The 18,442-nt window shown below is 67.4% G+C and carries 15 protein-coding genes; 10 read left to right on the top strand and 5 right to left on the bottom strand.

What is annotated here, in order from left to right; genetic code table 11:
* Positions 1 to 30: 30 nt before the first annotated feature.
* Entirely contained in the window at positions 31 to 873 is an 843-nt protein-coding gene (locus tag C882_RS16930) for an MlaA family lipoprotein (RefSeq protein ID WP_009541876.1), read from the bottom strand.
* A gap of 334 nt (positions 874 to 1,207) precedes the next feature.
* Here C882_RS16930 and C882_RS16925 point away from each other — a divergent pair, with 334 nt between their 5' ends.
* The 6 genes from C882_RS16925 to C882_RS16900 all read left to right on the top strand — a co-directional run bounded on the left by C882_RS16925 (position 1,208) and on the right by C882_RS16900 (position 8,282).
* Positions 1,208 to 2,206 (top strand): ArsR/SmtB family transcription factor, encoded by a 999-nt coding sequence (locus C882_RS16925; RefSeq protein ID WP_009541875.1) that lies wholly within the window; start codon positions 1,208 to 1,210, stop codon positions 2,204 to 2,206.
* A complete protein-coding gene (metF, locus tag C882_RS16920; RefSeq protein ID WP_009541874.1) occupies positions 2,203 to 3,156 on the top strand; it encodes a methylenetetrahydrofolate reductase in 954 nt (317 codons plus the stop codon). Before C882_RS16925 ends, metF begins: the two co-directional genes overlap by 4 nt.
* A gap of 54 nt (positions 3,157 to 3,210) precedes the next feature.
* Positions 3,211 to 6,702, top strand: coding sequence for a methionine synthase (gene metH / locus C882_RS16915; RefSeq protein ID WP_009541873.1), 3,492 nt, complete (start codon positions 3,211 to 3,213; stop codon positions 6,700 to 6,702).
* Between the two features lie 213 nt (positions 6,703 to 6,915).
* The gene (locus tag C882_RS16910) at positions 6,916 to 7,650 is read left to right on the top strand and encodes a sporulation protein (RefSeq protein ID WP_009541872.1); all 735 of its coding nucleotides are present in this window, start codon (positions 6,916 to 6,918) and stop codon (positions 7,648 to 7,650) included.
* 79 nt (positions 7,651 to 7,729) lie between these two features.
* Positions 7,730 to 7,990: a type II toxin-antitoxin system ParD family antitoxin gene (locus C882_RS16905; protein ID WP_009541871.1), complete on the top strand. Its 261-nt coding sequence runs from the start codon at positions 7,730 to 7,732 to the stop codon at positions 7,988 to 7,990.
* Positions 7,980 to 8,282 carry a type II toxin-antitoxin system RelE/ParE family toxin gene (locus tag C882_RS16900; RefSeq protein WP_043646066.1) on the top strand — a complete coding sequence of 101 codons (303 nt, stop codon included), beginning with the start codon at positions 7,980 to 7,982 and terminating at the stop codon, positions 8,280 to 8,282. Before C882_RS16905 ends, C882_RS16900 begins: the two co-directional genes overlap by 11 nt.
* 99 nt (positions 8,283 to 8,381) lie before the next feature.
* Here C882_RS16900 and C882_RS16895 read toward each other — a convergent pair whose 3' ends face one another.
* From C882_RS16895 to C882_RS16885, 3 genes are all read right to left on the bottom strand, one after another.
* Complete coding sequence (locus C882_RS16895) at positions 8,382 to 10,175, bottom strand: chloride channel protein (RefSeq protein ID WP_043646064.1); 1,794 nt, start codon at positions 10,173 to 10,175, stop codon at positions 8,382 to 8,384.
* 100 nt (positions 10,176 to 10,275) lie between these two features.
* On the bottom strand, positions 10,276 to 11,313 hold the full coding sequence (locus tag C882_RS16890; protein WP_009541868.1) for a GGDEF domain-containing protein: 1,038 nt from the start codon (positions 11,311 to 11,313) through the stop codon (positions 10,276 to 10,278).
* Between the two features lie 123 nt (positions 11,314 to 11,436).
* Entirely contained in the window at positions 11,437 to 11,904 is a 468-nt protein-coding gene (locus C882_RS16885) for a thioesterase family protein (protein WP_043646062.1), read from the bottom strand.
* Between the two features lie 118 nt (positions 11,905 to 12,022).
* Between C882_RS16885 and C882_RS16880 the strand changes: the two genes are divergently transcribed.
* The 3 genes from C882_RS16880 (at position 12,023) to C882_RS16875 (ending at position 15,462) form a co-directional block, all read left to right on the top strand.
* Entirely contained in the window at positions 12,023 to 12,934 is a 912-nt protein-coding gene (locus C882_RS16880; RefSeq protein ID WP_009541866.1) for a tetratricopeptide repeat protein, read from the top strand.
* A 5-nt stretch (positions 12,935 to 12,939) separates the two neighbouring features.
* On the top strand, positions 12,940 to 13,077 hold the full coding sequence (locus tag C882_RS25085) for a hypothetical protein (protein WP_009541865.1): 138 nt from the start codon (positions 12,940 to 12,942) through the stop codon (positions 13,075 to 13,077).
* A 78-nt stretch (positions 13,078 to 13,155) separates the two neighbouring features.
* Complete coding sequence (locus C882_RS16875) at positions 13,156 to 15,462, top strand: ATP-dependent helicase (RefSeq protein WP_009541864.1); 2,307 nt, start codon at positions 13,156 to 13,158, stop codon at positions 15,460 to 15,462.
* Between the two features lie 447 nt (positions 15,463 to 15,909).
* Here the strand turns inward: C882_RS16875 and C882_RS16870 are convergent, their stop codons facing one another.
* Positions 15,910 to 17,250 carry a uracil-xanthine permease family protein gene (locus tag C882_RS16870; protein WP_009541863.1) on the bottom strand — a complete coding sequence of 447 codons (1,341 nt, stop codon included), beginning with the start codon at positions 17,248 to 17,250 and terminating at the stop codon, positions 15,910 to 15,912.
* A 198-nt stretch (positions 17,251 to 17,448) separates the two neighbouring features.
* Here C882_RS16870 and C882_RS16865 point away from each other — a divergent pair, with 198 nt between their 5' ends.
* Complete coding sequence (locus tag C882_RS16865) at positions 17,449 to 18,390, top strand: YihY/virulence factor BrkB family protein (protein ID WP_009541862.1); 942 nt, start codon at positions 17,449 to 17,451, stop codon at positions 18,388 to 18,390.
* Positions 18,391 to 18,442: the final 52 nt, after the last annotated feature.

Raw genomic sequence — 18,442 nt, 5'->3', positions numbered from 1 at the left:
AAGGGCGCGGCCGGGATGCGGCGGGGGCGCCTATTGCGCCTGACCGCCCTCCTGGATTTCCTCGGCCGGCGCGTCGAAGGCGTCGCCGTCGAATGCTGCGCCATCCATGGCGCCGTTGCCGAAATCGTACTCCGGCAGGTCACCCGATTCGGTGATGTTGTCGATCTCCGCCGCACGGCGCTGGCGGTAGGCGCTGCGGATGGTGGCGTAGAAGTCGACCGACTCTTCCTTCAGGTTTTCGTACTGCGGGATCAACTCGGCCCGGGTATCGATGCCCGAGGCGACGCGGCGACCCCAGGGGAACGCCTCGGCCGAGTTGGCGCGCGCCAGGTAGTTGAACGGATCGAGGAAGCTGTCGACCACCATGCCGACCGTGTCGCGCGGGTTGCTGGGGCCCAGAATGGGCAGCACCAGGTACGGACCGTCCTGCACGCCCCAGACCGCCAGCGTCTGGCCGAAGTCTTCCTCGTGACGCGGGAAGCCGGCCTCGGCCGCGAAGTCGTTGATGCCCGCCAGACCGAAGGTGGAGTTCAGCATGAACCGCATGAAGGTGTTGAAGGCGCGGTCCGGGTTGCCCTGCAGAATGTCGTTGGCCAGCACGACGGGGGCGCTCAGGTTGTTCAGGAAGCTGTCGATCTGGTACTGGAAATGGCCGGGGACCACGTTCTTGTAGGTCCACGCCACCGGCCGGATCAGGACCGTGTCGATGGCATCGTTCACCTGGAACATGGCGCGGTTGTAGGTTTCCAGCGGGTCGTTGTCCCGCATGCTCTGCACCGAGGCGTCGTTGCCGCTGGGCGTGGCGGCACAGGCCGTGAGCGTGGCGCTGACAAGGACGCAGGCGGCAAGGCGCTTGATGACGGTGGTCGGCATACGGTCCAGTCTCTTCTTCAGACAATCCCTTGACGGAGACCATGCATGCGAACAAAGAGCGGCCACGCCGTTCCTGCGCTGCCTGCCGATCCCCCCAATGCGGCGCCGCCGAAAACGACCCCACGGTTCTGCTGGTATCATATCACCATGATAAATACCAGAACCTGAAACCAAGTTACCCTGCGTCCCCCGCGTGCCGTGGCGAATATGTCGCAGCCTTGCCGCCGCCCGAGGCTCGACTCCGGACTGGACAACATATAAAGATATCTTTATATCATGATCCGAGGCGTCGGCAGCGGCGCCGTTCATTCATGCGGAACGGGGAAGAGCGACGGTGGTCCAGCCGCTGGAAACGGTATTGTCGGGCTTGCGCGGCGCCGGGGAGGAAACCCGGCTGCGGCTGCTGGCCCTGTGCAGCCGCGGCGAACTGACCGTCAGCGACATGACCCGCATCCTGGGCCAGAGCCAGCCGCGCATCTCCCGCCACCTCAAGGTGATGGTCGACGCCGGCCTGCTGGAGCGGTTCCGCGAAGGCGCCTGGGTGTTCTACCGGCTGGCCTACGACGGCACCGGCGCCGCCGTGGCGCGCGCCATCAGCCGCCTGCTGGACGACCAGGACCCGGTGCTGGCCCTGGACATCACGCGCCTCGAGTCGCTGCGCGCCGAGCGCGACGCCGAGGCCGCCGAATACTTCAGCCGCAATGCGGCCGAGTGGGACCGAATCCGCAGCCTGCATGTGGACGATGCCGAGGTGGAGCGCCAGCTTCTGACCCTTCTGCCGCCCGACTCGGCCGGCGAGCTTCTGGACATCGGCACCGGTACCGGCCGGGTCCTCACCCTCTACGGGCCTCACGTCGAGCGCGCGGTGGGCGTCGACCGCTCGCGGGAGATGCTGTCGGTCGCCCGCACCTCGCTGGACCGCGAGGGCTTGGCGAACTGCATGGTGCGGCTGGGCGACATGTACCAGCTGCCCGTGGCCGACGGCTCGTTCGACAGCGTGGTCATCCATCAGGTCCTGCACTATGCGGAACGCCCGGCCGACGCCCTGGCCGAGGCCGCGCGCGTGCTGCGTCCCGGCGGCCGCCTGGTGGTGGTGGACTTCGCGCCCCACGACCTGGAGGAGCTGCGCCAGGCCCACAACCACCGCCGCCTGGGCTTTTCCGACAAGGACGTGTTCGACTGGTGCGCCGCCGTCGGCCTGACCGCCGGCGCCGTCGCGCACCTGCCGGGCACGCCGCTGACCGTCACCCTGTGGCAGGCCTCCCGGCCCGCCGCCACCGACACCGCCGGGCCCCGAAAGGTGCCGGCCGTTTCAGAGGAGAGTCGACCGTGACCAACGCCGACACCACGCTTGACGCCCTGCGCGCCGGCCTGCCCGTGGCCGAGGCGCCCGTGGGCCCCATTGAGGTGAGCTTCGAATTCTTCCCGCCCAAAACGGAGAAGATGCAGGAGAACCTGTGGGCCGCCATCAAGCGCCTGGAGCCGCTCAATCCCAAGTTCGTCTCCTGCACCTACGGCGCCGGCGGCTCCACCCGCGAGCGCACGCACGAGACGCTGGTCGACATCCGCAACAAGACGAACCTCGAGCCGGCCGCGCACTTGACCTGCGTCAGCGCCACCCGGGAAGAGGTGGACGAGGTCGCGCGCCGCTACTGGGACGCCGGCATCCGCCACATCGTCGCCCTGCGCGGCGATTCGCCCGAGGGCATGGGCGAGAAGTACGTGCCCCACCCCGGCGGCTATGCCTACGCCGCCGATTTGGTGGCCGGTCTCAAGAAGGTCGCCGACTTCGAGATCTCCGTCGCCGCCTACCCGGAAATCCACCCGGAGGCCCAGAGCGCAGAGGCCGACATCGACAACCTCAAGCGCAAGCTCGATGCCGGGGCCACCCGCGCCATCACCCAGTATTTCTTCAATCCCGAGGACTTCCTGCGCTTCCGCGATCGCGTGGCTGCGGCCGGGATCACGGCACCGCTGGTGCCGGGCATCCTGCCGGTAACCAACTTCGGCACCGTCTGCCGCTTCTCGGCCGCCTGCGGTGCCAGCGTGCCGGAATGGATGCACAAGCTGTTCGAGGGCCTGGACGACGACCCCACCACCCGCAAGCTGATCGCCGCCACCGTCGCCATCGAGACGGCGCGCAAGCTGGTCAGCGAGGGGGCGCGGGAGTTCCACTTCTACACGCTGAACCGCGCCGACCTGACCTATGCCATCTGCCACGTGCTCGGCGTTCGCGCCCAGGCCGCGGCCGAACCGGCCGAGCCGGCGCCCGCCTCGGCCTGACCGAACGCACCGTTTATTCGCCCCAGCTTTCAGCCCGAAGAGACCGATAGCGCCATGACCGACTTCCTCGACCACCTGCACGACCGCGTCCTCCTGTGCGACGGCGGCATGGGCTCGCTCGTCCAGGCCATGTCCCTGTCGGTGGAAGAGGATTTCCAGGGGCAGGAGAACTGCACGGAAATCCTCACCCGTTCGCGCCCCGACGTGGTGCGCGAGATCCACACCAAGTACCTGGAAGCCGGCGCCGACGTGGTGCAGTCGAACACGTTCGGCGGCAGCACCATCACGCTGGCCGAATTCGGGCTGCAGGACGAGTGCTTCGAGCTGAACAAGCGCTCGGTGGAGATCGCCCGCGAAGCCTGCGAGCAGTTCTCGGACGAGCGCCGGCGCTTCGTGCTGGGCGGCATCGGCCCGGGGACCAAGCTGCCCAGCCTGGGCCACATCGACTACGACAGCCTGGAAGCCGGCTTCGCCACCCAGGCCAAGGGCCTGATCGCCGGCGGCTGCGACGGCATCCTGATCGAAACGGCGCAGGACCCGCTGCAGGTCAAGGCCGCCATCAACGGCGCCAAGATCGCCCGCGAGGCCGCCGGCGTGTCCATGCCGATCCTGGTGCAGGTGACCGTCGAAACCACCGGCACCATGCTGGTCGGCACCGACATCGCGGGCGCGGCCACCATCATGGAGGCCATGGGCGTCGACAGCCTGGGGCTGAACTGCGCCACCGGGCCGCAGGAAATGGCCGAGCACGTCAACTGGCTGAAGGAGAACTGGCCGCGCGCCATCACGCTTCAGCCCAACGCCGGCCTGCCGGAACTGCGCGACGGCGCCACCTTCTATCCGCTGACCCCGCGCGAGCTGGCCGACTGGCACAAGCGGTTCGTGCTGGAAGACGGCGTGAACATGATCGGGTCGTGCTGCGGCTCCAACCCCGACCACACCGCCGCCGTCGACGCCATGCTGAAGGACCTGGGCGGCTCCCACGCCCGGCCCAGCGTGGTCAAGCGCAGCGTGCATTGGGTGCCGGGCGTGGCCTCGCTGTACGGCCGGGTCGACATGCGCCAGGAGAACGCCTTCCTGTCCATCGGCGAGCGCTGCAACGCCAACGGCTCCAAGAAGTTCCGCGAGCTTCAGGAGGCCGAGGACTGGGACGCCATCGTCGGCGTCGGCCGCGACCAGGTGAAGGAAGGCAGCCACACGCTGGATGTCTGCACCGCCTTCGTCGGCCGCGACGAGGTGCGCGACATGACCAACGTGGTCACCCGCATGCGCGGCGGCATCAATGCGCCGCTGGTGTTCGACTCCACCGAAACGCCGGTGCTGGAAGCGGCGCTGAAGCTGTACGGCGGCAAGGCCATCATCAACTCCATCAACTTCGAGGACGGCGAGCAGCACGCCGCGGAGCGCCTGGCGCTCGCCAAGAAGTTCGGCGCCGCCGTGGTGGCGCTGACCATCGACGAAGAGGGCATGGCAAAGACCGCCGAGGGCAAGCTCGCGATCGCCAAGCGCCTGTACGACTTCGCGGTCAACAAGCACGGCCTGCCGGCATCGGACCTGATGTTCGACCCGCTGACGTTCACCATCTGCACGGGCAACGAGGACGACCGCAAGCTGGGGCTGGAGACACTCGACGCCATCGAGATGATCGCCAAGGAATTGCCCGAGGCGCAGATCATCCTGGGGCTGTCCAACATCTCCTTCGGCCTGAAGCCGGCCGGGCGGCACGTTCTCAACTCCGTGTTCCTGGATCACGCGGTCAAGCGCGGCATGACGGGCGCCATCGTGCACGTCTCCAAGATCATGCCGCTGCACAAGATCCCCGAGGACGAGGTGAAGGCCGCCGAAGACCTGATCTTCGACCGCCGGGCCGAGGGCTACGACCCGCTGCACGCCTTCATCGACAAGTTCAAGGACCGCACCGTCGCGGCCGTCGAGAAGACCCGCCCGGAAACGGTCGAGGAGCGCCTGAAGGAGCGCATCATCGACGGCGACCGCAAGGGCCTGGACGAAGACCTGGCCGAGGCGATGGAAAAGTATCCGCCGCTGGAAATCATCAACACCCTGCTGCTTGACGGCATGAAGGTGGTGGGCGAACTGTTCGGCGCCGGCAAGATGCAGCTGCCCTTCGTGCTCCAGTCCGCCGAGACCATGAAGGCCGCCGTCGCATGGCTGGAGCCGCACATGGAGAAGATCGAGGGCCAGGAAAAGGGCATCCTGGTGCTCGCCACCGTGAAGGGCGACGTCCACGACATCGGCAAGAACCTGGTGGACATCATCCTGACCAACAACGGCTACAAGGTCATCAACCTGGGCATCAAGCAGCCCGTCGCCTCCATCATCGCCGCGGCCAAGGAGCACAAGGCCGATGCGGTGGGCATGTCGGGCCTGCTGGTGAAGTCCACCGTCATCATGCGCGAGAACCTGGAGGAAATGACCCGCGAGGGGCTGGACATCCCGGTGATCCTGGGCGGTGCGGCGCTGACGCGGAACTACGTGGAAACCGACTGCGTGGAGGCCTACGGCGCCAAGCGCGTGGCCTATGCCCGCGACGCCTTCGACGGCCTGAACCTGATGGCCCGCATCGCCGACAAGAGCTTCGACGAACACCTGCAGAAGGTCCAGGAGAAGCGCGCCTCCAAGCCATCGTCGCGCAACCCGGCCAAGATCGCCGCCGAAGCCGCCAAGCAGACCCAGCGCCCCGTCGACTTCGAGGCCGTCAAGACCCGCCGCAATGAGCTGTCGGCCAAGGCGCCGGTGCCCACGCCGCCGTTCTGGGGCCCGCAGGTGGTGGAGAACGTGCCCATCAAGGCGCTGGTGCCGTATCTGTCGGAAACCATGCTTTATCAGTTCCAGTGGGGCTTCAAGAAGCAGGGCCGCAGCCTGACGGAATGGAAGAAGTGGGCCGACCAGGAAGTGCGCCCGATCCTCGCGCGCATGATCGACCTGTGCGAGAAGGAGCAGATTCTCAAGCCGCAGGCCATCTACGGCTACTGGAAGGCCGCGGCGCACGAGAACAGCCTGATCGTCTTCGACCAGGACGGTGAGACGGAGTTGACCCGCTTCGAGTTCCCGCGCCAGAACGTGGAGAACGGCATCTGCATCTCCGACTTCTTCCGCGACGTCGACAGCGGCGAGCGCGACGTGGTCGGCTTCCAGGTGGTGACCATGGGCCAGAAGGCGTCGGACGTGGCGCGCGAATGGTTCGCCGACAACCGCTATCAGGATTATCTGTACCTGCACGGCCTGTCGGTGGAGATGGCCGAGGCGCTGGCGGAATACATCCACAAGCGCATCCGCGCCGAACTGGGGTTCGCGTCCGAGGAAGGCCGCGACATCGAGAAGCTGCTCAAGCAGGAATACCGCGGCAGCCGCTTCAGCTTCGGCTACCCGGCCTGCCCGAACCTCTACGACCAGGAAAAGCTGCTGAGCCTGCTGGGGGCGGAGCGCATCGGCATTCAGATGGCCGAGGAAGGCCAGATGCACCCCGAGCAGTCGACGTCCGCGCTGGTGTGTCATCATCCGCAGGCGAAGTACTTCAACGTTTAGCATCGCGACGTTTTCGGGGGACCTCGGTCCCCCGATCCCCCTGATCGGGAAGCACAGCTTCCCGAACCCTTCAGTTTTTTATTTCTCTTCCGTCAGGCGGCGCCCAACTCTCCCGTGGACAAAAGACTGGAGGGTTTGGGAGGCTGTGCCTCCCAAGCGGGTGCGGGCGGCAGCCCGCGCGCGAAGCGCAGCTACGACGCGGAGATTTGATCCATGCTCAAGAACGTTCTCGCCAGCATCGGCATTGGCGGCATGAAGGTCGACACGCTGGTCGACCAGCCCGAGATCGAGGCCGGCGGCCGGCTCTCGGGTGTGGTGACCATCAAGGGCGGCGACGTGCCCCAGCGCATCGACGCCATCGTGCTGGAACTGATGACCCGCTGCATCGTCGAGGCCCGCAACGACCAGAAGGTCTATGCCGAGATCGAGGTGGCCGCCGCCCGCGCCGCCGCCGAGATCGAGGTGGCGCCGAAGCAAGAGCTTGAGCTGCCCTTCGACATGGAGGTGCCGGTTTTCGCGCCGCTCTCGGTCGGCCCCACGAAGACCGCCCTGCGCACCCGCCTGGACGTGCCCCAGGCCGTCGACCCGCGCGACAGCGACGCCGTGCGCATCCTGCCCAACGCCGCCATGCGGTCGGTGTTCCAGGGCATGGAGATGGCCGGCTTCCGCATCGCCGAGGTGGAGGTGGAGCACACCCCGCGCGCGCCCGTTCCCTTCACCCAGGAGTTCGACTTCAAGCCGTCCCGCGTGCGCGACTGGGGCGTGGAGGAAGTGGAAATCGCCTTCCGCCCCGGCACGGGCGGCGGCATGGAGGTTCTGGTGACGGTGGACCGCCGGGGCGGGCTGTTCAGCTTTGGCGGCGAACAGGGCTACCGCTTCAAGGTGCCGGCCAAGGGCGTCGAGCCCAGCGACGTGGCGGCGGCGGTGCGTCAGGCCATCGGGCATTAATCGCCGCGACGGCGGAGCCTCCCTCTTGAGAGATTTGGCAAAGTTTGCCATTATCTTGGGAAACCAAGGAGGTTCCGCCATGGCGACCATGAACGTTTCCCTGCCCGATCCCATGAAGGACTGGGTCGAGGCCCAGGCCCGCACCGGCCGCTACAGCAACGCCAGCGACTACGTCCGCGACCTGATCCGCCGTGACCAGGAGCGGGCGGCGGCGCTGGCCGAGCTTCAGGCGCTGGTGACGGAGGGCATCAACAGCGGCATCAGCAGCCGGACGACGGACGACGTCTGGGAGGGTGTGCGTCGCCGCATGGGCTCGGAGAGACCGCGCCATGACGGTTAGGCTGTCACCGAGCGCCCTGAACGATCTCGACGACATTTTGTCTCACACGTGGCGCGCGTTCGGCGAGGATCAGGCTTTGCGATACAAGCAGGGCCTTGATGCCACGCTCGACGTCCTCGATCAGGCGCCACGAATCGCGCGGGAACGGCTGGATGTGGACCCGCCGGTCCGCCTCCATCCGTACCGTCGCCACGTGATCGTCTACCGCATCATCGATGACGGCATCCTGGTCGTGCGCCTGCTGCACGCGCGGCAGGACTGGCTTTCGGCGCTATACTCCGAAGAAGACTAGAGCGTCCTTCGCTCCCTCACGGTCGCTGCGCACGCTCTAGCCTGTTGATTTTGAAGCAAATACGTCGTCGCGGACGATTCCGTCCGCTCGGGATTTGCTCTAGAACGGCGTCGCCGGCCCCTTCTGATCCCCCCGTTCCTCCGCCCGCGCTTCCATGAGCGCCCGGTTGAAGGCCAGCAGGACCTCGCTTTCGTGGACGCAGCCCACGAACTTCCGCGTCTCCTCGTGCGCCACCACCGCCACGTGCTCCTCCTTGCAGTCGAGCATGGTGTTGAGCGCGCGTTCCAGGCTGTCGTCGGCCTCCAGCATGGGAGCATCGCGGCGGCAGACGTCCGACGCATTCACCAGGTCGTCCAAGGCCGGGTCAAAGGCCGCTTCCGACAGGTCGGCCAACGTGATGGTGCCGATGAAGCGGCCGTCCTTCTGCTCCACCACGAACAACTCGGCATAAGGTGTGCGCTGGAGGTATTCGCGCACGGTCTTCAGCCGCGTGCCCGGATGCACCGTCAGGCAGTCCGGGTTGATGACGTCGCGCACCCGCAGGGTCTTCAGCAGCCGTACCTCGTGCCCGCCGATGCGCAGGCCCCGGCGCTCCAGGCACCAGTGGAACCAGCTGGTGATGCCGCCCAGTTGCGCGGTGACGACGTTGGCGATCACCACCGCCACCATGACGGCGATGGTCAGGCCGTAGTCGCTGGTCAGCTCGAAGATGATGAGCACGGTGGAAATGGGCGCCCCCAGCACCGCCGAGGACACCGCCCCCATGCCCACCACAGCATAGGCGCCGCTGCCCGACGACAGCTCGGGGAAGGCGCTGGTCGCGACGATGCCGAAGGCGCCGCCGACCAGCGCACCCACGGCCAGGCTGGGCGAAAAGACGCCGCCGCCGAAGCCGAAGCCCAGCGACACCGACGTCGCGACGATTTTTGCCGCCGCGCAGGCGGTCAGGAACAACAGCGGCAGCGTGCCCGACAGGGCGTTGTCGGTGACCTCGTAGCCCACCCCCAGAACCTCGGGATACCAGATGGCGAGCACGCCCAGCGCCAGGCCGGCGACGGCGGGACGGGCCCAGCGCGGCAGGCGTGAGCGCTCGGCGGCCTTCTCGCCCCAGACGATGCCGTGCATGAACACCAGCGCCACAAGCCCGCACAGGATGCCCAGCCCCGCAAAGGCCGGGAACTCCCAGACATTGACCTGATGGATCGTCGGAATCATGAAAGCCGGGAAGTCGCCGAACCACCCCCGGCTCACCATGGTGCCGGTGACCGAGGCGATGACCACCGGCGCCAGGGCCCGCATGGCATAGTGGCCGACGATCACCTCGTGGGCGAACAGCACGCCTGCAATGGGTGCGTTGAAGCTGGCCGCCACCGCCGCCGCCGCGCCGCAGCCCAGCAGCACCCGCGACAGCGACCGGCCGAAATGCAGGCGCTCGGCCAGCCAGGCCGAAACAGCGGCCCCCAGCGTCACCGCCGGCCCCTCGCGCCCCACCGAGGCGCCGGCACCCAGGGACAGGGCCGAACCCACCACGGCCATCAGGCCGGGCCGCACGGGCATCCGCCCGCCCTTGAAGGCAGCGGCCTCGATCACTTCGGGAATGCCGAGCGGCCGGCGCCCGGGCATGAGCAGCTTGTAGAAGATGCCCACCGCAAGCCCGCCGACCACGGGCGCCAGCATCACCCAATACCAAGGCAGGGCACGAGCAACCGATGCCAGGTGCTCGTCGGACGATCCGTAATAGAGGGCCTGGACGTAGTCGATGGCTTCGCGGAACAGCACGACGCCGAAGCCGACCGTCAGCCCCACCACAAGGGCCAGCCCGCCCAGGATCAACTGGTCGTTGCGCACGAGACGGCGAAGGCGGAGCAGGATCTGGCTAGGCTTGAGTTTCAACGAAGGCACCGGCGAACCTGGGGGTCGCGCCAACCTTACCGGTTTCGCCTTTCGGATGCATCCCCGGACTGGCGGACGGTCCGCCGGCCCGGACGCGGCGTCAGCCGGCGTCGGCGCGCTCCAGGTCGCGCTGGGACACCACCCGGTTGCGGCCGGTGCGCTTGGCGGCGTACAGGGCCTCGTCGGCGCGCTGGACGAAGCCGGTCAACGGCTCGCCCAGGGCCATTTCCGCCACGCCGACGGACAGCGTCACGCGGCCGAGGTCCTGGTTGGTGCGGCGGTTGATCACACGCCGGCCGGCCACGGTGCGGCGGATCTTCTCGGCAATGGTGGACGCTTCGGCAATGGTGCAGTTGGGCAGGATGACGGAGAACTCCTCGCCGCCATAGCGCGCCGCCGTGTCGGTCTCGCGCACGCACTGGACCATAGACCGCGCCACCAGCTTCAACACCTGATCGCCCAGCGGGTGGCCATGGGTGTCGTTGAAGGCCTTGAAGTGGTCGATGTCGACCATGAGCAGGCTGAGGAACGTCCCGTTCGCCTGGGCCTTGGCGCTTTCCTCGGTCAGCACCCGGTCGAAAATCTTGCGGTTGCTGATGCCCGTCAGCGCGTCGGTGGAGGCCTCCTCCTCCAGCGTGTCCAGGTTCCGCCGCAGGTCTTCCACCTCCTTGCGGCTGGCGGTCAGCTTCTGCTCCAGCTTGCGGTTCAGCTCGGTCATGCGGCGGGTCTCGGCCAGCATGGCGGCCAGCCGGTCGCCGTCGCCCCCGTGCTGCATGGCGCCCGAGAAGCTTTCCAGCGACTGACCATAGGCCTGCGCTCCGGCCTGGGCCGTGCCCACCGCCGTCGCCACCGAGGTCATGGTGTCCTGCAGGCGGCGCGAGGCGTCGTCGATGCCGTCGCGGGTGTCGCGGCTGCCGATGTGGCGCTGGTAGAGGCTTTCGCAGACATCGGGCGTGAAGGCGGTGCCGCGCGACAGCATCTGGTCGATCTCCTGCCGCAATTCGGGCAGGCTGTCGGCCACGTAGGCGTACCACATTTCATAGTTGTTCGGCGTCGGCGCGACCTTCAGCGCCTTCATGCGCTCGAACGCCGTGACCGCACAGGTCACCGCACGCTCCATGCTGTGCGCGAACTGCATCCCTCAGGCTTCCCCAAAACGCCCCACACTATGTCGTTAGTCTTACGCCGGATGGGAGCCCGCGTCACCCCCACGCCGCCGCCAAACCGTAAAAAAATCGGGAAGCCCCGCCTGCCGCGGCTTTCAGCGCTTGCCGATGGCACGCCCGGCCTGCTCCGGCCAGGGCGCATCGAAGGCGGCAACGGCCGACTCCAGGGCCGAGCGGACATCGTCGGGCCAGGGCGCGGTGCGGCGGGTGGCCATGTCCACGTGCAGGATCATCACCTCGTTGGTGGCAGCCAGGAACCCCTCCGTCCCGTGCTCCATGCGGTGGAACAGGCGCAGCGTCTTCGTGCCCACCTCCAGCGGCCGGCTGTGGACGGTCAGCGGGTCGCCCTCGTGCACTTCCCGGTCGTAGGTCACATGCGCCTCCACCACGAAGACTGAATTGCCGGTGCGCTCCCGCCAGGCGGCGTCCATCCCCACCGAATCCAGGAAGGTGTCGGTGGCGTGGTCGAAGGCCAGCACGTAATAGGCGACGTTCATGTGGCCGTTGTAGTCCACCCAGTCGGGTTTGACGGTCTCCTGGTGGGGTTGTGCGGGCACGGTCATCCTCCTCTTCGGCGTGTGCATGGCCGCATTGTGCGCGATGGCAGCGCACGGCGGGTCTTTCCGTTATACTGTCAGAACCATGCCGAATGAAAACGACGCGAACGCGCAGGAGGACGCCATGCCCGAAACGAAAGCCGCAGAAGCCCTGAACGAGGCCGAAGCGCACTGGGTGGAGGGTGACCGCCAGCGCGCCGCCGAAGCCGCCCGCCGGGCGCGGTTGTTCTACCACGAGGCCAAGGACCCGCCGGGCGAGGCCTCGGCCCTGGTCCTGCTGGGCGACATCGAACTGGACGACGACCGCCTGTCCGCCGCGCGCGAGGCCTATGTGGAGGCCCGCCGGCTGCTCGCCCCCTCCGGCGAGCAGGGGCACCAGGCATCGGTTCTGATGCGGCTCGGCCTGCTGGACCGGCTGGAGGACAAGACGGACGAGGCGGTGGAATACTTCCAGTCCGCCATCGAGCTGTTCTCCGCCGCCGGCGACCTGGGCGGAGAGGCGCTGGCCAACATGCAGATCGGCCACCTGGCCCAGTCGCGGGAGCGCGACGACGACGCCCTGATGCACTACACGCACGCCCGTGCCCTCTACAACAAGGCGGGCGACAGCCTGGGCGAGGCGCATGCCATGAAGGCGCTGGGCCACCTGCGCCACATGATGGGCCAGCCCGACACCGCCCACGAACTGCTGGAGGAGGCCATCGGCCTGTTCCACGAGAACGGCGACGCGCTGGACCAGGCGGAGGCCACCGGCGCGCTGGCGCTCCTGCTGCGTTCTGTGGGCAACGAGGACTCGGCCTACGAGCACTTCCGCAAGGCCGAGAAGCTGTATCAAGCCGCCGGGCATCTTGAGGGCGAAGCCGAGATGCTGATGGAAATCGGCGAGATCGAGGCGGGGCGCAATTCCAAGCACGCCCGCAAGGTCTTCGACCACGCCGCCGACCTGTTCGCCCGCGCCGGCCAGGAAGAACTGTCCGACGCCGCCAAACGCGCATCCGAAAGCGTCAGCCGGGCCGATGCGGCGGGGCTGACGTAAGTATCATGCCCGCCGCGCCCTCCCATCACACGGCCTCCCTCCTCGCCGCCATCCTTCTGGCGGCGGGGCTGGCGGCTGGCGTTGCGCTCTGGGGCGAGTGGGGGCTGCTGGTGTTCTACAACGGCGGCGGCCTGGGCTGCTGACGGTCGCGGCTGACAGGGCGGCGGGCCGATCCCATATTTCCCCGTGAGCCTGCCCTCCGTTCTGGTTATAGTCCGCGCATGACTGCTTCCGATCCATTCTCCCTCGACGACGAGCCGCAGGCGCCGCCGGGGCCGTCCGCCGTTCCGTCCGCGCAAGCCACCTTCGGCGGGGGCGAGCCGCCGTGGCTGGTCGACCTGAACCCCGAGCAGCGCGAGGCCGTCACCACCATCGACGGGCCGCTGCTGGTGCTGTCGGGCGCGGGCACGGGCAAGACGCGCGTGCTGACCACGCGGCTGGCGCACATCATCGGCCTGCGCATGGCGCAGCCCTGGCAGTGCCTGGCAGTCACCTTCACCAACCGCGCGGCCCGGGAGATGCGAGAGCGCCTGTCGGGGATGATCGGCGGTCCGGCGGAAAGCGTGTGGCTGGGCACCTTCCACGCCATCTGCGTGCGCATCCTGCGCCGCCATGCCGAGGCGGTCGGGCTGAAGTCCGGCTTCCTGATCCTGGACACCGACGACCAGATGCGGCTCCTCAAACAGCTTCTGGAGGGTGCCGGCATCGACAGCAAGAAATGGCCGCCGCAGGCCATCATGGGGGTCATCCAGCGCTGGAAGGACCGCGGGCTCGCGCCCGACAAGGTCCCGGCGGAAGACGCCCGTGCCGCCGGCGGCGGCTCCATCCTGGCGCTCTACAAGTCCTATCAGGCGCGGCTGGCGGAACTGAATGCCTGCGACTTCGGCGACCTGCTGCTGCACTGCCTGACCCTGTTCCAGACCCACCACGACATCCTGGAAGAGTATCAGGACCGCTTCCGCTACATCCTGGTGGACGAGTACCAGGATACCAACGTCGCCCAGTACCTCTGGCTGCGGCTGCTCGCGCGCAAGCACCGCAACATCTGCTGCGTCGGGGATGACGACCAGTCCATCTACTCGTGGCGCGGTGCCGAGGTCGGCAACATCCTGCGCTTCGAGAAGGATTTTCCGGGCGCCAAGGTGGTGCGGCTGGAGCGCAACTACCGCTCCACTCCCACGATCCTGAAGGCGGCCAGCCACCTCATCCGCAACAACGAGGAACGCCTGGGCAAGGAGCTTCGCGCGCCCGGCGTGGAGGATGTCGGGCCCAAGCTGTGCGTGCGCGGCGTCTGGTCGGCCGACGAGGAAGCGCGTTGGCTGGTCGACGAGATCGAAAGCCTCCAGGCCAAGGGCGCGCCGCTGTCGGGCATGGCGGTTCTGGTGCGCGCCGGCTTCCAGACCCGCGAGTTCGAAGAACGGCTGATCACCACCGGCCTGCCCTACCGCGTCATCGGCGGCCCGCGCTTCTACGAGCGCATGGAGATCCGCGACGCGCTCGCCTATCTGCGCCTGCTGGTCTCGCCAGACGACGACCTGGCGTTCGAGCGCGTTGTCAACAAGCCCAAGCGCGGCCTGGGCGAGGCGACCATCCAGACCCTGCACCTGAGCGCCCGGGCACTGGGCAAGCCGCTCTACCTGGCGGCGCTGGACGTCATCGAGACCGACGAACTCAAGCCCAAGCCGCGGGCGGCGTTGCGCGATTTCTGCGAGACCATCGAGCGGTTCAAGTCGCTGGCCCCGGTCATGGACCTGCCCGAACTGGTCAGGACGCTCATGGAGGACAGCGGCTACGCCGAGATGTGGCGCCGCGACAAGTCGCCGGAAGCGCCGGGCCGTCTGGAGAACCTGGACGAACTGTACGGCGCGGTGGAGGCCTACGACGGCCTGACCCAATTCCTGGAGCACATCAGCCTCGTCATGGAGAACGAGGCCCGCGCCGCCGAGGACCCGGGTGTCACCCTCATGACCCTGCACGCCGCCAAGGGGCTGGAGTTCGACGTGGTCTTCCTGCCGGGGTGGGAAGAGGAAATCTTCCCCCACAAGCGCGCCCTGGAGGAAGGCGGCATGGCGGCGCTGGAAGAGGAACGGCGGCTCGCCTATGTCGGCATCACGCGGGCGCGCCAGCGGGTGTTCATCAGCTTCGCCGCCAGCCGTCGGGTGTTCGGCCAGTGGGTCAACGCCATCCCCAGCCGCTTCATCGACGAACTGCCGCCCGAATGCGTGGAAGCCCAGAGCGAGTCCGGCCTCTACGGCGCCGGCTTCGCTGAAAGCGGCGGCGCCTGGGGCGGTGCGTGGGAAGACGGCTGGGGCGGGCGCCAGCGCTCGTCCAAGATCATCCCCGGCGACGGCACGTCCTTCAACGTCAAGCCGCGCGAGGCCGAGGAAGGCCTGGCGGTCGGCGTGCGCGTCTTCCACCAGAAGTTCGGCTACGGCGTCATCCAGCGCAAGGACGAGGACAAACTGGCCGTCCAGTTCGACAAGGCGGGGCTGAAAAAGGTGCTGGCGGGGTTCGTGGAGCGGGCGTGACCGCCCGCGCGCGAACCGGGAATTCCCGTAAAAGATGTTGCGGAGAAGCGTAGCCCTGTCATTATTCTCGGGCGGCCCTGCCGCGCGTTCTGTGTCGGCGGCGCCGCACACAGGAGGAGAGGACAGATGCTTAAGGGCAGACGTCTTTTCCTGCGGGTGAAAATAAGGGTGATGAGAACTGCCATTCTCATCACCCTGAAGATAACCTAGCAGGAGGCCGGGCGGGTCTTGTGCCCGTTCGGTCTCCTCCTGATAGTACACCAATGCGTGCCGATCGCAAGGGGCTCCCGCGCCGTGTCCCGAAGCGCTCCATCCAAAAATGAACAGGCCACGCGCCCTTCTGGCGGTGGCCTGTCCTTTACAGGAGGAAGACGATGCAGGATGCAGGCGTCTTCCTCCCCTAGCTGACAGTCATCAGCCTTTTCGGAAATCCGTACGCCTAAAGAATCAGGCCTCCGTGCGCAGGAAGATGGACCCACCGTGCTCCGCTTCCTGGCGGCCGGGCAGGACCAGGTTGAGGATCAGGCCAACGATGGCGGCCAGCGCCATCCCCGCGATCTCGACGTCCGCCTCGATGGTGCTGCCGTCGGCCATGTCGAAGGTCAGGGGCACGTTCACCAGCGCGCCGCCGATGCCGATGACCAGGATCACCGAGCTGATGATCAGGTTGCGCTTGCGCCCCAGGTCCACGTGGCGGTCGATCATCATGCGCATGCCGGAGCTGGCGATGATGCCGAACAGCAGGATCGACACGCCGCCCATCACCGCCACCGGAATGGTCTGGATCAGCGCGGCGATCTTGCCGACGAAGCCGAACAGCACCGCCAGAACGGCGGCGCCGCCAATGACCCAGACGCTCATGACGCGGGTAATGGCGATGACGCCGATGTTCTCGCCATAGGTGGTGTTCGGCGGACCGCCCACCAGAGAGGCCAGGATGGTCGCGGCGCCGTCGCCGAGAATGGAGCGGTGCAGGCCGGGCTCCTTCAGGAAATTGCGGCCCGTCACCTTGCTCAGCACCATCTGGTCGCCGGTGTGCTCGGCAAGCGTCACGATGGCGACGGGAGCCACAACCAGGATGCAGGCCACCATCTGCGGCCACTGCAGGCCGAAGTCGGCCATGATGAAATCGGGGATGGCGAACCACGCGGCCTCGGTCACCTGGCTGAAATCGACGATGCCGACCGCAAAGCCGATCAGGTAGCCGCCGATGATGCCGAACAGGATCGGCACCAGCGCGAACACGCCCTTCAGGAACATGCCGCACAGGATGGCGATCAGCAGCGTCGCCATGGCGGTGCCGAAGTGCGGTGCCGAGTAGGTGCCCTCGCCGGGAATATTCATCGCCATGTCCACGGCCACCGAGGCGAGGCTGAGACCGATCACCATGATCACCGGGCCGACGACCACCGGCGGCAGCAGGCGCATCAGCCAGTTCACGCCGGCCTTCCAGATGAAGAACGCCACCACCAGATAGATCAGGCCGGCCACCAGCGCGCCCAGCAGCGCACCGCCCGGCCCGGCGATGGTGGAGGCCGAGATGATCGGCGCGATGAAGGCGAACGAGCTGCCCAGGTAGGCCGGGATGCGCGCGCGCGTGCACAGGATGTAGAGCAGCGTGCCGAGACCGCTGGAGACCAGCGCGACGGCGGGGTTCAGCCCCGTCAGGAAGGGCACCAGGATGGTCGCCCCGAACATGGCGAAAAGATGCTGCAGGCTGAGCACGACCCAGGAGCCGGGATTCGGCCGGTCGTGCACATCCAGGACCACGTCGATGTCGGCGGCCATGGTGTCCCCCTCGGATGATAGGTGTTGTCGGATGGTCGGGTATTCCCGCCGTTCGGTACCGTCGCATGCGCGCCCGCGCAAGAGAAAAAACCTTGTCGGCGGCAGCGGCAGGGACGCACGCCGTGCGGAATTGCAACAGAACCCGGCGGCGGATGGTCCCGTTCCTCTCGAAAGACCCCGCATCGGAGACCCGCCTTCATGGCCTCGACCGCCGCCGACCATCCCCGCCGCATCCCCCTTGTCCGCGCATGGCACGTGGCCAAGGTGGTCTACGTGCGCATTGGCACCGACAACCTGGGCGTGGTCGCGGCCGGATGCGCCTTCTACGCGCTGCTGGCGCTGTTTCCCTTCCTGGCGGCGTTGATCTCGGTCTACGGCCTGCTGTCCGATCCTGCGGCCGTCAGCGAACAGCTTCAGTTGATCGAGGGCACCGTGCCCGATCAGGTGTACGACATCGTCAGCGCCCAGGTGCAGCAGCTTTCGGCGCAGGATGCATCGCTGAGCCTGGGGCTGATCCTGTCCACGTCGATCGCCCTGTATTCGTCCACCAAAGGCGTGAAGGCGGTCATGCGGGGGCTCAACATCGTCTACGACGAGACCGAACAGCGGAACATCATCATGCAGAACCTGGTCGCCCTGGGCCTGACGGCGGGCTTCGTGATCGGCATGACCATCGCGCTGCTGGTTGTCGTGGTCACGCCCGTCGTGCTGGGCCTTCTGGGACTCGGCCAGGGGATCACCGGGACCCTGGTGGACCTGGCGCGCTGGAGCATCCTGGCCATCGGCCTGTTCGGCGCGCTGGCGGTGATCTACCGCATCGCCCCGAACCGCCGCCCGGCGCGCTTCCAGTGGCTGACCTGGGGCGCCGTGGTGGCGGCGGTTCTGTGGCTGGCGGCCAGCATGCTGTTCTCCTTCTACGTCGCCAACTTCGCCTCCTACAACGAGACCTACGGGTCGCTCGGGGCCGTGGTGGTGTTGCTCATGTGGTTCTTCATCGGCGCCTACGCGGTGCTGATCGGTGGCGAGATCAATGCGGAGCTTGAGCGCGGCACCGCCCGTGACTCCACCGTCGGCCCCGAGCGTCCGCCGGGCAAGCGGGGGGCCGTCGTCGCCGACCACCAGCCGCAGGCCAAGGCCTGACGCCACCGCCGCATCGCGATGATGACGCGCGGCGATGGCCTCTGGCATGATG

Origin of the sequence: Caenispirillum salinarum AK4, assembly GCF_000315795.1 — a bacterium.
Lineage (GTDB): Bacteria > Pseudomonadota > Alphaproteobacteria > Rhodospirillales > Rhodospirillaceae > Caenispirillum > Caenispirillum salinarum.
The sequence above is the reverse complement of the archived record's forward strand: the minus strand, read 5'-3'. Positions and strand labels throughout refer to the sequence as shown.

Bases quoted from the DNA above. Each gene is read 5' to 3' on its own strand.
- C882_RS16930 (WP_009541876.1), bottom strand. From the start codon at position 873: ATGCCGACCACCGTCATCAAGCGCCTTGCCGCCTGCGTCCTTGTCAGC.
- metH (WP_009541873.1), top strand. From the start codon at position 3,211: ATGACCGACTTCCTCGACCACCTGCACGACCGCGTCCTCCTGTGCGAC.
- C882_RS16910 (WP_009541872.1), top strand. From the start codon at position 6,916: ATGCTCAAGAACGTTCTCGCCAGCATCGGCATTGGCGGCATGAAGGTC.
- C882_RS16905 (WP_009541871.1), top strand. From the start codon at position 7,730: ATGGCGACCATGAACGTTTCCCTGCCCGATCCCATGAAGGACTGGGTC.
- C882_RS16900 (WP_043646066.1), top strand. From the start codon at position 7,980: ATGACGGTTAGGCTGTCACCGAGCGCCCTGAACGATCTCGACGACATT.
- C882_RS16890 (WP_009541868.1), bottom strand. From the start codon at position 11,313: ATGCAGTTCGCGCACAGCATGGAGCGTGCGGTGACCTGTGCGGTCACG.
- C882_RS16885 (WP_043646062.1), bottom strand. From the start codon at position 11,904: ATGACCGTGCCCGCACAACCCCACCAGGAGACCGTCAAACCCGACTGG.
- C882_RS16880 (WP_009541866.1), top strand. From the start codon at position 12,023: ATGCCCGAAACGAAAGCCGCAGAAGCCCTGAACGAGGCCGAAGCGCAC.
- C882_RS25085 (WP_009541865.1), top strand. From the start codon at position 12,940: ATGCCCGCCGCGCCCTCCCATCACACGGCCTCCCTCCTCGCCGCCATC.
- C882_RS16875 (WP_009541864.1), top strand. From the start codon at position 13,156: ATGACTGCTTCCGATCCATTCTCCCTCGACGACGAGCCGCAGGCGCCG.
- C882_RS16870 (WP_009541863.1), bottom strand. From the start codon at position 17,250: ATGGCCGCCGACATCGACGTGGTCCTGGATGTGCACGACCGGCCGAAT.
- C882_RS16865 (WP_009541862.1), top strand. From the start codon at position 17,449: ATGGCCTCGACCGCCGCCGACCATCCCCGCCGCATCCCCCTTGTCCGC.